This is a genomic window from Devosia sp., assembly GCF_017744655.1.
GTDB lineage: Bacteria > Pseudomonadota > Alphaproteobacteria > Rhizobiales > Devosiaceae > Devosia.
On record NZ_JAGIAW010000001.1, the window covers coordinates 1,046,781 to 1,060,084 of the forward strand.

Annotated in this window: 11 protein-coding genes and 1 tRNA gene; 5 read left to right on the forward strand and 7 right to left on the reverse strand. The window is 61.0% G+C overall.

Going from position 1 to position 13,304, the window contains the following annotated elements:
- Positions 1-50 precede the first annotated feature (50 nt).
- The 4 genes from J7557_RS05185 to J7557_RS05200 all read left to right on the forward strand — a co-directional run bounded on the left by J7557_RS05185 (position 51) and on the right by J7557_RS05200 (position 3,400).
- Positions 51-398 carry a nuclear transport factor 2 family protein gene (locus J7557_RS05185; protein ID WP_291417979.1) on the forward strand — a complete coding sequence of 116 codons (348 nt, stop codon included), beginning with the start codon at positions 51-53 and terminating at the stop codon, positions 396-398.
- Positions 399-537: 139 nt separating this feature from the next.
- Positions 538-622 (forward strand) — tRNA-Leu (locus J7557_RS05190).
- Between the two features lie 46 nt (positions 623-668).
- Positions 669-2,048 (forward strand): trigger factor, encoded by a 1,380-nt coding sequence (tig, locus tag J7557_RS05195; protein ID WP_035079048.1) that lies wholly within the window; start codon positions 669-671, stop codon positions 2,046-2,048.
- Positions 2,049-2,170: 122 nt separating this feature from the next.
- Positions 2,171-3,400, forward strand: coding sequence for a diguanylate cyclase (locus J7557_RS05200; protein ID WP_291417983.1), 1,230 nt, complete (start codon positions 2,171-2,173; stop codon positions 3,398-3,400).
- Here the strand turns inward: J7557_RS05200 and J7557_RS05205 are convergent.
- Together J7557_RS05205 and J7557_RS05210 are read right to left on the reverse strand one after the other, a co-directional pair.
- Positions 3,397-4,914, reverse strand: coding sequence for an ABC-F family ATP-binding cassette domain-containing protein (locus tag J7557_RS05205; protein ID WP_291417985.1), 1,518 nt, complete (start codon positions 4,912-4,914; stop codon positions 3,397-3,399). The two genes, J7557_RS05200 and J7557_RS05205, sit on opposite strands and share 4 nt — an antisense overlap.
- 570 nt (positions 4,915-5,484) lie before the next feature.
- The gene (locus tag J7557_RS05210) at positions 5,485-5,802 is read right to left on the reverse strand and encodes a hypothetical protein (RefSeq protein ID WP_291417987.1); all 318 of its coding nucleotides are present in this window, start codon (positions 5,800-5,802) and stop codon (positions 5,485-5,487) included.
- A 193-nt stretch (positions 5,803-5,995) separates the two neighbouring features.
- On the opposite strand from J7557_RS05210, the gene parE reads away from it, so the two are divergent.
- On the forward strand, positions 5,996-8,020 hold the full coding sequence (parE, locus tag J7557_RS05215) for a DNA topoisomerase IV subunit B (protein ID WP_291417989.1): 2,025 nt from the start codon (positions 5,996-5,998) through the stop codon (positions 8,018-8,020).
- Between the two features lie 121 nt (positions 8,021-8,141).
- Here parE and J7557_RS05220 read toward each other — a convergent pair whose 3' ends face one another.
- From J7557_RS05220 to tmk, 5 genes are read right to left on the reverse strand one after another with little or no spacing between them, the layout of a single operon-like run.
- Entirely contained in the window at positions 8,142-8,978 is an 837-nt protein-coding gene (locus tag J7557_RS05220) for an MBL fold metallo-hydrolase (RefSeq protein WP_291417991.1), read from the reverse strand.
- A gap of 1 nt (position 8,979) precedes the next feature.
- Complete coding sequence (locus tag J7557_RS05225; protein WP_291417993.1) at positions 8,980-9,759, reverse strand: TatD family hydrolase; 780 nt, start codon at positions 9,757-9,759, stop codon at positions 8,980-8,982.
- Positions 9,760-9,762: 3 nt separating this feature from the next.
- On the reverse strand, positions 9,763-11,313 hold the full coding sequence (gene metG / locus J7557_RS05230; protein WP_291417995.1) for a methionine--tRNA ligase: 1,551 nt from the start codon (positions 11,311-11,313) through the stop codon (positions 9,763-9,765).
- On the reverse strand, positions 11,310-12,335 hold the full coding sequence (locus J7557_RS05235) for an AAA family ATPase (RefSeq protein ID WP_291417996.1): 1,026 nt from the start codon (positions 12,333-12,335) through the stop codon (positions 11,310-11,312). Before J7557_RS05235 ends, metG begins: the two co-directional genes overlap by 4 nt.
- On the reverse strand, positions 12,332-13,018 hold the full coding sequence (gene tmk / locus J7557_RS05240; protein WP_291417998.1) for a dTMP kinase: 687 nt from the start codon (positions 13,016-13,018) through the stop codon (positions 12,332-12,334). Before tmk ends, J7557_RS05235 begins: the two co-directional genes overlap by 4 nt.
- Positions 13,019-13,304 lie beyond the last annotated feature (286 nt).

Here is a 13,304-nt window from a genome sequence, read left to right on the forward strand (position 1 = left end):
CCGTTCCGGACTTGCTATCGACCTTCCGGCGTAGGAGCGACTGACCAAAAATGACACCACTTGAATGCGTCGAACTGCAGCTTGCAGCCTATAACGAGAGAAATCTCGAGCGTTTTCTGACGGCCTTTTCCGAGACCGTCCGCTGCTATCGCCTGCCTGACATGGCCCTGACTATCGATGGAAGGGCGGCCATGGGCGAGTTCTATGCCGCGAACCGCTTCGTGCATGAAGGTCTGCACGCCAAGCTGCTGAATCGCATGGTGGTCGGCAACAAGGTCATCGACCACGAGCTGATCGATGGCCTCGGACCGGAGCCTATGGAGACATCGGTGATTTTCGTTATCGAAGACGGCCTTATCGTCCAAGTGTTCTTCATGCCGGCAAAAACGGCCAGTTGACGCGGGCGCGGTTCGGCCGCTGCTGATTTGAAGGGTCTTTCGTCGAAGCCGGGCGCACCCTGGGGAGACATGCGTTAGGCTTTGACTGACTTCAACACTTCATATAGATGCAACGCCAACCCGGCCGACGGGGACCCTTGCGGGTGTGGCGGAATTGGTAGACGCACTGGATTTAGGTTCCAGCGCCGCAAGGCGTGGAGGTTCGAGTCCTCTCACCCGCACCATAGCGGCCTCGGCCGAACGAGATGAACCAATACGGGATAAACCCCAATGCAGGTAACTGAGACCCTTAACGAAGGCCTGAAGCGCAAGCTCAGCGTCACCATTCCGGCAGCGGACCTCAATACGCGCCTTGACGCCAAGCTTGAAGAACTCAAGGGTCAGGCCAGTATCAAGGGCTTCCGTCCGGGCAAGGTTCCGACCGCTCACCTCAAGAAGGTCTATGGCCGCTCGGCCATGTCCGAAGTGATGACCGACGCGATCAACTCGACCGTGTCCGATACGCTGGATGGCCGCAAGGAACGCGCCGCCGCCCAGCCCAAGGTCGATCTGCCGCAGGACCAGGCCATCATCAACGACGTGCTCGACGGCAAGGCCGACCTCGCATTCGAAGTCGAATACGAAGTTCTGCCGCCGGTCTCGCTGATGGACCTCAAGGGCCTGAAGCTGAACAAGCCGGTCGTGGCAATCACCGAAGAAGAAATCGACGCTGAAGTGAATCGCGTGTTCGCCCAGAACCGTGGCTTCACCGACAAGGGCGATGGCGCCGTTGTCGAGCAGGGCGACCGTCTGGGTCTCTCGTTCGTCGGCAAGATCGATGGCGTTGCCTTTCCGGGTGGCACTTCCGATCACGCTCACCTGACCGTTGGTTCCGGCGAATTCATCCCTGGCTTCGAAGAACAGCTCGTCGGCCAGAAGAAGGACGAGACCCGCACGATCAAGGTCACCTTCCCCGCCGACTACGGCAATGCCGAACTCGCCGGCAAGGAAGCCACCTTCGACGTCACCATCCTGCATGTCGACGGCCCGAATGCCGGCGAACTCGATGACGATTTCGCCAAGCGCCTCGGCCTCGAAGACGTCGCCGCCCTGCGCAAGACCGTCAGCGAGCAGATGGAAGCTGCGCTCGAATCCATGAGCAAGCAGCACGTCAAGCGCCAGATCCTCGACGCGCTCGACGAAGGCCACAAGTTCGACGTTCCGGCCCAGTTGGTCGAAGCCGAATTCGCCACCATCTGGCAGCGCGTCCAGCATGAAGTTGAAGGCCATGGCCGTTCCTTCGAAGACGAAGGTACGACCGAAGCCGAGGCCAAGGAACAGTATCAGCGGATCGCCGAGCGCCGCGTGCGCCTGGGTCTCGTCGTTGCCGAAATCGGCAATCAGAACGAAGTCCAGGTGACCGACGACGAGCACCAGCAGGCCCTGCTTGCTGAAATCCGCCGCTTCCCGGGCCAGGAACAGCAGGTTTACGACTACTATCGCAAGAACGCCCAGGCTCTCGCCAGCCTCCGCGCTCCGGTGTTCGAGAACAAGGTCGTCGACTACGTCGCCAGCCTTGCCGAACAGACCGAAAAGAAGATGTCGCGCGACGAGCTGGCCAAGCTCATCCAGGCCGACGAAAACGAAGTGCCGGAAGAGCACCACCACTAAGTGGTGTGACCCGACTCATGGTTTAGTGGGGCCGCCTTCGGGCGGCCCTTTCTTTTTGGCCAGTTCGAAGGTGCCGGACGGTTAACCTGTTATTGCATCACGACGAATAGACTCTCCACGGGATGCAGGACATATTTGGAACCTCGACGATGGTGCATGGCCAGCTTTTCTTTGCACTCATCAATCCGATCATCGCATTGCTGTTCTCGCTCGGTTTTGGCCTGATCTGGCTGCGCTGGCGTTCTTACAAGCACCTGGTGGTGCTTTCCCTGGCATTCCTCTGTCTCGGCCTTGGTTTCATCTTCTATGATTTCAAGATTCTGGTCTGGCCCGCCGAGATCAATGTCGGCGCAAACATTCTCTATGTCGCAACGATAACACTGGCCTGTGCCAGCACCTTTTTGCGCAAGAACCTGCCGCCGCCTGTCCTGATCTATCTCGCCATCACAGCTTCAGGTGCCCTGCCCTTCATATGGTACCTGCTCGTCGAGCCCTCGACGCTGGCGCGCATTCTCATCACATCGGCCATTTTTGCTGGCGTGACCATCGTCACTTTCGTCGGCCTTGTTCGACAGCCCGAGAGGACGCTCGCCGACAACCTTTTTGCTGCGGCGGTCGGCCTGGCGTTTTTCGTCGCCGTCTTCAGGCCAGCCCTCGTCCTGACAGGCGTCCTCCACATTGAAAGCTCGGAGGGCTTCACGGCGTCGGATTATTGGACGTCCATCAGGGCTTTCACGCCGCTGATGTCTTTCATCGTCGCGGCATTGTACTCCGTAGCGATCGGCCTCGATGTCGTCAGCCACCTCAAGGGCCAGGCAGACCGGGACTATCTGACAGGCCTCCTCAACCGGCGCGGTTTCGAGACGGCCGGAGACGAGGCCGTGGCTCGCGATTTCGCCAATTCACGCCAGCCCGCCATGTTGGTGGCCGATATCGACGACTTCAAGAAGGTCAACGACACGTTTGGGCACAAGGTTGGTGACGCGGTTATCGTGGCCGTGGCGCGCACATTGGCACGGCATGGCGACGCCGTTCTCGCCGCACGCACCGGCGGCGAGGAATTCGCCCTTTACTACAATGACATCGATCGGGCGGAGCTGCAGGGCATTGCCCGCAAGATCCGGTCAGCGCTGGCTCAGATGACCATTGCTGGCCTGCCCAACAATTATCCGGTTACCCTCAGCGTCGGGCTGCACCTCAGCTATAGCCAGGAGAGCCTGGCCGACATGATGACACTGGCCGACCAGGCGCTTTACCGAGCCAAGAGCGGGGGCAAGGACCAGGCGGTGATGACGCCCGTTCGCCTGCACCTCGCATCCGGCAGCCGATTGCAGAGCGGGGATCGGCCCTAGGGCGCTTCGGCCATCTCTGCGAAGAAAGCTTCCGGCCCTTCGACCTCGCGCAGGCGCTTACCGATGATCTGCAGGAAACGCGTACCGACGCCCCGCAGGAAGGCACGGTCGTGGGAGACGAGAAGACAGGTCGCGCCATGCTCGGCGATATCGAGTTCGAGCTGCTCCTGGCCCGGAATGTCGAGATGGTTGGTCGGCTCGTCGAGAAGGTAGAAATTCGGCCGCTGCAGGCGCAGCGCCAGGAGGGCGAGCCGTGCCCGCTGGCCAAGAGACAGCGTGCGGATGGGCCTGTCCTGCCGGTCGGGATCAAAGCCGGCACCAGCAAGCAAGGCGATGCTGCGACGGTCCCCCTCATCATAGGATGAAACGATGAAATCGAGCGGCGTCTTGTTGAGCGGTAGCCAATCGAGGGCCTGATCCAGATAGCCGGGGACGATCTGTGGGCTGAGACGCAATCCGTCGATAGCCTCGCCATTCAGTGCCGCAGCAACCTTGCGCATGAGCTGGGATTTGCCGGTGCCATTGCGACCGAGCAGGACAACCCGGTCACCTTGAAAGACATGCAGCTTGTCGATGGAAAAAAGCGGGCGTCCGTCGGGCGTCGCGACGGCCATGTTCTCGAATGCGAGCATGACGCGAGCCTCGGCGCCCGAATTGCCGAGCATGACCTTACCGGTCTTTTCGCGATGCACGGCGACGACCTGATTTTCGATCTTTTCGGCGCGCTCGCGAAGCTGCTTGGACTTTACCGTGAGCAGGTCGCTGCCGGAATTGATGCCGATATTGGTGAGTTTCGCCGCCTGTTTTCGTAATTGCGCGACTTCCTTCAAATCGCGCTGGCGCTGCTGTTCGGCGGCCTGGTCCGCTTCTTCGAGGGCAGCGCGCGCGGCGCCGTATGCGAGCGGGAAGAAATGCGAGGTTTCGGGTCGCAGGAAGAGCGTACGATTGGTGGCGCTGTTCAGAAACTGCCGGTCGTGGCTGGCCATGACGACGATGGTCTGGCGGGGGAGCGCGGCCATCCAGTTTTCGAGCGCCAGGATGCGGCCGAGGTCGAGATGGTTGGTGGGTTCGTCAAGGAGCAGAAGATCGGGCTGCGTGACCCAGCCGCGAGCAATCAGTGCTAGACGTTGCCAGCCGCCGCTGAGTTGGCCAATGGGCTTCTGGACGAGATCGAGCGGGAAGCCGAGTTCGTCGAGCGCCACGTCGGCACGCCAGCCTTCGCTCTCGCGGTCGGAAGGCGAGAGAGCCTGTTCAACGAAATCGCGGAGCGGAATGGCCAGAGCACCCGCCGGTACATCCTGTGGGACATAACCGATAGTGAGGCCGCGTGAGCGGGAGATTTCGCCCTCGCTGAGTTCGGCTTCACCGATGAAAGCACGTAGGAGCGTAGATTTGCCGCGGCCATTGGCGGCGACGAGGCCGACGCGGTCGCCATCGGACAAAGACAGGGAAAGGTTGGAGAAGAGCACATGGCCCGAACGGAGGCCGGCATTGCGGAGGCTGAGATTTGCCATCGTATGGTCTTTCTGGGATGGCGCTGCGTTGTGGGGCGCGCCTAGTCCATCAATGTGCACTCTGACAGGAGTCAGAGTGCCGTGACGGGCAAACCAGTGGATCAAAGACCGAAAGTGTCGTCCGAACCGTTCTGGTCAGCCCTGCAGCTTGAGCCACAGGGCATGAACGGGGCCATGCTGGCGATGATGAGTGAAATATACCATGCATCCCTCCCCGCTTCGTGTTGGATGACGAAACAGACCTAATTCAGCGGGCGCATGAAATCAAGCGTCAGGCGAGATAGAAAACAAGGCTCGCAAGCAGGGTCGCCCCAAAACGCGGGACGTGGAGCTGGGCCAGCCGGTACGCAATACTCAAAAATCCGGCTCTTGGCTCAACGCCAGCAGATGAACCGAAATGGGGCACTAAATACGCAATACTGGGCCCATTTCGGGTTCGCATACGGCAACTCCATACAAAAACCGTATGCCCGAACGCTAACAGCGTGCGCTTAAGAAAGTGCTTTCAAGAAGCAAACGAGGGGTAAACGCACCGCCTCAAGTTGAAACGAGGCTTTACCGATTGCGCGCTCAGCCGGCCGGGCGGAGAGCTTTCTGGCCACGGATTCGATCGGCGCAGAAATCGAAGTCTATGAGATAGACCCATCCATCCTGCGTCGCGCGCACCTGGATGCGTTTTTCATTGGCAACGTTGAGCGAGATATTGGTGTAGCCGCGACGGGCGATTGCTTCGCGGATCTGATGGTCCGTCAGGCAAATCGGAAGCTGGGGGTAGAAATCGCGCGGCTCATCACCGAAATGAAAGCCAAAGCTGACCTGCGCCGAAGCCGGCACGGGAACCAGCGCCAATGCCGCCAGCATGACGCCCGCAAAAATCCTGTTGACCATGACTGCCATCCTCTTCGATCGAGCTTGCCCACCAAACGCTCATAGTGGGCTTTTGCTCCTGAACCCAGGATGAACCCCCGTCCGTTTCGCCCGGTTTCGGGGGAAAAACCAAGGCAAACCGCGCCTCAGCGCCGGTGTGCGATATGCTAGAACATCTAGTGAACTGATTCGCAGAATTATCGGACTCGATCGCATGCAAGCAGACGATCTCTTTGGCGGCGGGGCAGAAGGCCAGCCCCAGGAACCCAAGCCAGCCAAGGAAAAGCCAGTCGCCAAGGCCCCTGCGCCTTCGACCTCCGAAAGCTATGGTGCGTCCGATATCGAAGTGCTCGAAGGGCTTGAGCCGGTTCGGCGTCGCCCGGGCATGTATATCGGCGGTACGGATTCCAATGCCTATCATCACCTCTTTGCCGAGGTGATCGACAATTCGATGGACGAGGCCATTGCCGGCCACGCCACGCGCATTGAAGTGCATCTGGGGGCCGATGGCTACCTGACCATTACCGACAATGGCCGCGGCATTCCGGTCGAGAAGCATCCGAAATTTCCCGGGCGGTCGACGCTCGAAATCGTCCACACGATCCTTCACGCCGGTGGCAAATTCGACTCCAAGGCCTATGAGACGTCGGGCGGTTTGCACGGCGTCGGCGTCTCTGTGGTCAATGCGCTTTCGGACGACATGATCGTCGAGGTGGCGCGCGACCAGCAGTTGCATCGCATCATTTTCTCGCGCGGCAAGGTTGTGCAGGACGTCGAAAATGTCGGCCGGGTGCAAAACCGGCGCGGGACTTCCACACGCTTCCATCCCGATCCGGAGATCTTTGGGGCTACAGCGCATTTCTCGCCTGGTCGCATTTACCGCATGACGCGGGCCAAGGCCTATCTCTTTGGCGGTGTGGAACTGCGTTGGAGCTGCGACGAGAGCCTTGCCAGTGACGAGGTTCCGGCCAAGGCGGTGTTCCACTACCCAGACGGTTTGAAGGATTTCATGACCGCGCGCATTGAGGGCGAGACGCGCATTGTCGACGATATCTTTGCTGGCAAGACCGGGCGCCCCGGTAGCCATGGATCGGTGGAATGGGCTGTGGCCTGGACCCTCGAGGATGGCAGCGTTTCTTCCTATTGCAACACGGTACCGACGCCCGATGGCGGCACGCACGAGGCCGGCTTGCGGCTGGTGTTGCTGCGCGGGCTCAAGAACTATGCCGAGCTGACCAAGAACAAGGCGGCGGCGAACCTGACGGCAGAAGACGTGCTTGGGCATTGCAATGCTATGCTGTCCGTCTTCGTGCGCGAGCCGGAATTCGTCGGCCAGACCAAGGACAAACTGGCTTCGGGTGAAGCGACGCGCATCGTCGAAAACGCGTTGCGCGATGCTTTTGACCACTGGCTCGGTTCTTCGCCGCAGCAGGCGGGCAAACTGCTTGATTGGGCCGTTGAACGCGCCGAAGAGCGCCTGCGTCGGCGCAAGGAAAAAGAAATCGACCGCGCCAGCGCGACGCGAAAGCTGCGTTTGCCGGGCAAACTGGCTGACTGCACGCAGAATGCGGCGCAGGGCGCGGAACTGTTCATCGTCGAGGGTGACTCGGCAGGTGGTTCGGCGAAGCAAGCACGCAACCGCGCCAATCAGGCCGTGTTGCCGCTGCGTGGGAAAATCCTCAACGTGGCTGGCGCCAGCCGCGAGAAGATGGCCGCTAGCCAGCTGATCTCGGACCTGATCCAGGCGCTCGGCTGCGGCACGCGGGACCGCTATACCGAGGATGATCTGCGTTACGACAAGATCATCGTCATGACCGACGCCGACGTGGACGGGGCGCATATCGCCTCGCTGCTGATCACATTCTTCTTCCAGGAAATGCCGCGGCTGATCGAGAACGGGCACCTCTATCTCGCCCTGCCCCCGCTCTATCGCATCAGCCAGGGCGGCAAGACGCTCTATGCGCGCGATGACGCGCACAAGAATGAGCTGATGGCGACGGAATTTACCGGCAAGAGCAAGGCCGATATCACGCGCTTTAAGGGCCTCGGCGAGATGCCCTATGCGCATTTGCGCGAGACAACGATGTCGCCCAAGACGCGCACGCTGTTGCAGGTAAAGGTGCTGGATGATCATCAGGCGACCAAGACGACGGTCGATCGTTTGATGGGGACCAAGCCGGAAGCACGGTTTGAGTTTATCCAGGAGAATGCTGAGTTTGTAATGGATCTGGACGTTTAGGCGTCCTTTTCCTCCCGGTCTCGATGTCATCCCCGCGAAAGCGGGGATTTCTGTTTTTGGAGCCGAAACAGGGATTCCCGCTTTCGCGGGAATGACGTCGTGGAGGTGGGGAGATGGGAACCTAGCGGTTCAGAATTCGCCCAGCCAGCACATCGATCTGCATGCCATCGAAGGCCGGGGTGACGTTGGCCGGTGTGTTGGCATCCGTCTGCGCATAGTCGAGGTCGATGTGCATGTCTGTCAGCACGGCTTGGCGAGGGGCGTAACGCTCTATCAGGTCTAGCGTTTCCGGCAGGCTTAGGTGGCTCGGATGCGGGGTTTGGCGGAGCGCGTCGATGACCCAGAGGTCGAGATCGGCGAGGAAGGGTTCGGCGGTTTCAGGGAAGCCGGAGAGGTCGCAGCAATAGGCAGTGCGGGCGATCTTGAACCCGAGGGAGTCGATGTCGCCGTGGTTCTGCAGGAAGGACTGGACTTCCAGCGTGCCGCCGGGGCCGTTTATCGTAAGTAGCTGGCCGGGCTGGATAATGTGGGCGTTCAGGATCGGCGGATAGGCGCTGCCGGGTGGGGTCGAGAAGCAGTAGCCGAAAGCCTCGTTGAGGCGGTGGCCGCATTCCTTGGTGAAGTAGACGTCGACGCGGCGGCGGTTGTGCAGGGCTAAAACCCTAAGGTCATCAATGCCGTGGGTGTGGTCGGCGTGCTCATGGGTGTAGAGCACGGCGTCGACGCGGTCGACCTTGGCGTCGAGAAGCTGTTCGCGGAGGTCGACGCCGGTGTCGATCAGGACGCGCGTGGGTTCGGCCTCGCCATTGCGAAAACCTTCGATGAGAAGGGCGCAGCGGCGGCGGCGGTTTCGGGGATTGTGCGGATCGCAGATTCCCCAATCATTGCCGATGCGCGGTACGCCGCCGGACGAACCGCAGCCTAAAATGGTCGCGATGATCCGGTCGGGCTTAACCACTTCAAATCACACCGGATTTCGAGAACAGGCGGCCGAAGTTGGTGGTGGTCTCAGCGCCAAGCTGTTCGAGGGAAATACCGCGCAGTTCCGCGACTTTTTCGGCGGTGTGGCGGACGAAACTGGGTTCGTTCGATTGGCCGCGGTGCGGGATCGGGGCCAAGTAGGGCGCGTCGGTCTCTACGATGTAGCGATCGGCCGGGACGAACTTTGCAACCTCTTGGATTTCCTGGGCATTTTTGAAGGTGACGATGCCGGAGAAGGAAATGTAGCCGCCGAGGGCGAGGGAGCGCTCAGCGAGGTCGCGGCCGGCGGTGAAGCAGTGGAGCACGAAGGGGAAGGCCCCTGCCCGGCTCTCTTCTTCGAGGATATTTGCCATGTCCTCGTCGGCGGCGCGGCTGTGGATAACCAGTGGAAGACCCGTCTGCCTTGAGGCGGCGATGTGGCGGCGGAGGCCGGTTGCCTGGGCCTCGCGTGGGGCGTTGTCGTAGAAATAGTCGAGGCCCGCTTCGCCGATAGCAATGCAACGGGGATGGGCACTTAGGCGGACAAGGTCATCCGTTTGTATATGCAATTCCTGATCGGCATTGTGCGGATGCGTGCCGACAGAGCACCAAACGTTCGGGAAACGTTCCGCGATTCCCGCATAGGTGGAAAAGTTATCCACACGTGTGGAAATCGTCACCATTCCGGTGACGCCGACGGCGGCGGCGCGGGCCATGACGCCGTCGATGTCGGCCGAAAGTGCCTCGAAGTCGAGATGGCAGTGGCTGTCGATGAGCATGGCTTACTCGGCCGGCTTTTCGAGACGCGCGAAGACGCCTTGCGGCACTGGCAGGTCAGTATTGGTTAGCAGACTGTTAGCATTGAGCGCAGCCGACAGGGTTCTCTGGTCAGCAGGCACTGCCAACTGGTCGAGAAGGCGCGCGGCCGAGGCCGGAACGAAGGCGAGCATCGGGATAGCGATGCGGCGAACCGTGTCGGCCGTCACGTAGAGAACAGTAGCCATGCGGGCGGGATCGGTCTTCTTCAGCGCCCAGGGTTCCTGGCCGGCGAAGTAGTTGTTGGCCGAGCTGAGAGCCGAAATCAGCGCGCCGGTAGCTTCGTGGACGAGCTGCTCGTCCATCGCCTTCTGGGCGGCTTCAAGCGCTTCGGTGACTTCGGCGATAATGGCGTTGTCGGCGTCGGTCAGGATGCCGCGATCAGGCACCTTGGCGTCGCAGTTCTTGTTGATCATCGAGAGCGAGCGCTGGGCGAGATTGCCGAGATTGTTGGCGAGGTCGGCGTTGACGCGGTTGACCAGCTTCTCGTTGGAGTAGTCACCGTCGTTACCGAAGGAGACTTCGCGCAGGAAGAAATAGCGGACGGCATCGGGGCCGAAGGTTTCCACGAGGGCGAACGGGTCGATGACGTTGCCGAGCGACTTGCTCATCTTCTGGCCGTCGACGGTGAGGAAGCCGTGGGCGAAGACGCGGTGCTGCACTTCGATACCGGCGCTCATCAGGAATGCAGGCCAGTAGACGGTGTGGAAGCGGATGATGTCCTTGCCGATGACGTGGAGGTCAGCGGGCCAGAACTTTTTGAAGAGTTCGCTGTTTTCGTCGGGGTAGCCGACGCCGGTGATGTAATTGGTCAGGGCATCGACCCAGACATACATCACATGGCCTTCGGCGCCAGGAACAGGAATGCCCCAATCGAAGGTGGTGCGGGACACGGAAAGGTCCTGCAAGCCGCCCTTGACGAAGGAGATGATCTCGTTGCGGCGTTCTTTCGGCGCGATGAAATCGGGATTGGCTTCGTAGAGAGCCAGCAGCTTGTCCTGATAGGCGGAGAGGCGGAAGAAATAGGTCGGCTCTTCGACCCATTCGACTTCGGCGCCCGAGGGGGCAAAGCGCTTGCCGTCCTTTTCGGTCAGCTCGGCTTCGTCGAAATAGGCCTCGTCGCGCACCGAGTACCAGCCCTTGTAGGTGGACTGGAAAATGTCGCCGTTGTGGCTCGCTTCCATCTTCTTCCAGATGGCCTGCGAGGCCTTGTGGTGGCGCTCTTCGGTGGTGCGGATAAAATCGTCGTTGGAGAGGTTCAGCGCCTCGGCGAGTTTCTTGAACTCGGCCGAGTTGCGGTCTGCCAGTTCGCGGACAGGAATGCCTTCCTTGGCCGCGGTCTGAACCATCTTGATCCCGTGTTCGTCCGTACCGGTGAGGAAGTAAACTTCCCGGCCTTCGAGCCGCTTCCAGCGGGCGATGGCGTCGGTCGCGATCATCTCATAGGCGTGGCCGATATGCGGGGCGCCATTGGGATAGGAAATCGCGGTCGTGACGTAAAAGGGCTTGGCGGTCATTGTGACTCTGTGGGGATGGCAGTCGTGTTTCGGTGCTTCCTTATGGCGTCGAACAGCACGGACAGCGTCTGTTTCATGTCGAGATTGACGCTGTCGGCTTCGCTCAGAAGCGCGTTTGCCTTGTCCCATAGGTCAGTTGCCGAGGCAAGCCGCAACCTCTCCCCCGGCTGCATTGCGGCATTGCGCGCCTCGTCGGAAAGCCAATCAAGGAGGATTTCACGGGCGAAGGACATGTCCGGCCCCTGGGGATCGGAGCCGATGGCATCGGCAAGTGCGATGGCAGTGCCGGCAGGCAGGTTTTCAGGCGATTGCAGCCAGGCGATGAGGGCGCCGACCGGAGACTCTGGGGACAGCGCGAGGGTTTCGAAGGCGCGACGGGGGCGGCCACCGGCAAGGCCGAGGGCGCGCTGCAGGGTCTCGTCGTCGATGCCTGGCATGCTGGCGGTGACGATTTCGGCGACATCGCTATCGGCAAGGGGGCGCAGGGCCAGGTTGTGGCAGCGCGACTTGATGGTCGGGAGCAATTGGCCGGGGCGATGCGAAATGAGAAGGAAGGTCGTGTCGGCTGGCGGCTCTTCTAGCGTCTTCAGCAGGGCGTTGGCGGCAGAGGGATTGCAGTCGTCGATGGAGTCGAGGATGGCGATGCGATGACCGGCACGGCCGCGGGTGTGGTGCAGGGCATCGCGGAGCTCGCGGACGTCTTCGACGCGAATGATGGTGTAAAAACCCTTGGCGTCTTTGGGACGGCGGCGGAGGACGAAGAGGTTTGGGTGCGAGAGCGCCGTGACTTGTTCGGCGACGCGCTCGGGGCTTTCGTCGCCGGTGGCGAGGAGGATGGCTGCGGCAAGTTCGAAGGCGAAGGTGGCCTTGCCGATGCCCTGGGGGCCATGAAGCATGATGGCGCCCGGGAGGCGGTGCTCGTGAAGCTGGGCAAGGATGGCCGCGCGGGCGGCGTCATGGCCGATGGCGCCGTGCCGTTCTTCGGGCAGCGGCAGGCCGGCAAGCGCGTTGGGATCGGTCACGCGGGGATACCGGTCTGGAGTTCCGGGAAGCGCGACTGGACAGTGTTCCAGATTTCGCGCTCGAGGCTTTCTTCGGCCTGATTGGCGGAGAGAACAACGCAGCGGTCGGTATTGTTGCGGGCGATATCGAGGAAGCCGTCGCGCAGGCGCTTGTGCCAGTCGATCTCTTCCTTTTCGAAGCGATCACCGGTGAGAGCGAGGCCATCTTCGATGGCGCGCTCGGCGACGCGCTTGAAGGCGGTTTCTGGGTCCATGTCGAGAACGATGGTCAGGTCGGGCGTGTGGCCGTCAAGGGCGAGATCTTCGAGGGCGTCGATCAGCTTTGTATCAACGCCGCCGGTGAGGCCCTGATAGGCGCGGGTGGAATCGCAAAAGCGGTCGGAAATGACCCAGGTACCCTTGGCGAGATTGGGGGCGATCAGTTGGGTCACGTGATCGTAGCGGGCGGCGGCGAAGAGCACGGCTTCGGCGCCCGAACCCCAGGCTTCGCTGCGGCCCTGGAGAATGAAGGAGCGGATGGCTTCGGCCTTGGGCGTACCGCCGGGCTCGCGAGTGCGTACGGCATCGACGGAGACATTGGCCAGATTGGCGAGCAGGCGTTTTACCTGGGTGGACTTGCCCACCCCTTCCCCACCTTCAAAGGTGATGAAGCGGGCCTGTCTGCGATTTGGCGCTTCGAGCATGGGTGGGCTGATTCCTTGGTCCGGTTTCTTTTAGGTCAACTCGGGAGGTGGGGGAAGGTTTTGGGATGGAGCGTTGTTCGCACAAGTGCAGGCGATATTGAAGCGGCGGTAGTTGAAAATAGCGTTCGTGCTGGATTTCATCCCTGCGCTGTCCCCCTCATCCGGCGCTTCGCGCCACCTTCTCCCCGAGAGGGAGAAGAATGGTCCGGTGGCCCCTCTTATTCCTCTCCCACTCGGGGAGAGGGTGGATCGCGCGTAGCGCGAGACGGGTGAGGGTGGATGTCCT

Coding starts and splice junctions, on each gene's coding strand:
- J7557_RS05210 (WP_291417987.1), bottom strand. CDS start 5,802: ATGGTCAACAGGATTTTTGCGGGCGTCATGCTGGCGGCATTGGCGCTG.
- J7557_RS05205 (WP_291417985.1), bottom strand. CDS start 4,914: ATGGCAAATCTCAGCCTCCGCAATGCCGGCCTCCGTTCGGGCCATGTG.
- parE (WP_291417989.1), top strand. CDS start 5,996: ATGCAAGCAGACGATCTCTTTGGCGGCGGGGCAGAAGGCCAGCCCCAG.
- J7557_RS05200 (WP_291417983.1), top strand. CDS start 2,171: ATGCAGGACATATTTGGAACCTCGACGATGGTGCATGGCCAGCTTTTC.
- metG (WP_291417995.1), bottom strand. CDS start 11,313: ATGACCGCCAAGCCCTTTTACGTCACGACCGCGATTTCCTATCCCAAT.
- J7557_RS05225 (WP_291417993.1), bottom strand. CDS start 9,759: ATGCTCATCGACAGCCACTGCCATCTCGACTTCGAGGCACTTTCGGCC.
- tmk (WP_291417998.1), bottom strand. CDS start 13,018: ATGCTCGAAGCGCCAAATCGCAGACAGGCCCGCTTCATCACCTTTGAA.
- J7557_RS05185 (WP_291417979.1), top strand. CDS start 51: ATGACACCACTTGAATGCGTCGAACTGCAGCTTGCAGCCTATAACGAG.
- tig (WP_035079048.1), top strand. CDS start 669: ATGCAGGTAACTGAGACCCTTAACGAAGGCCTGAAGCGCAAGCTCAGC.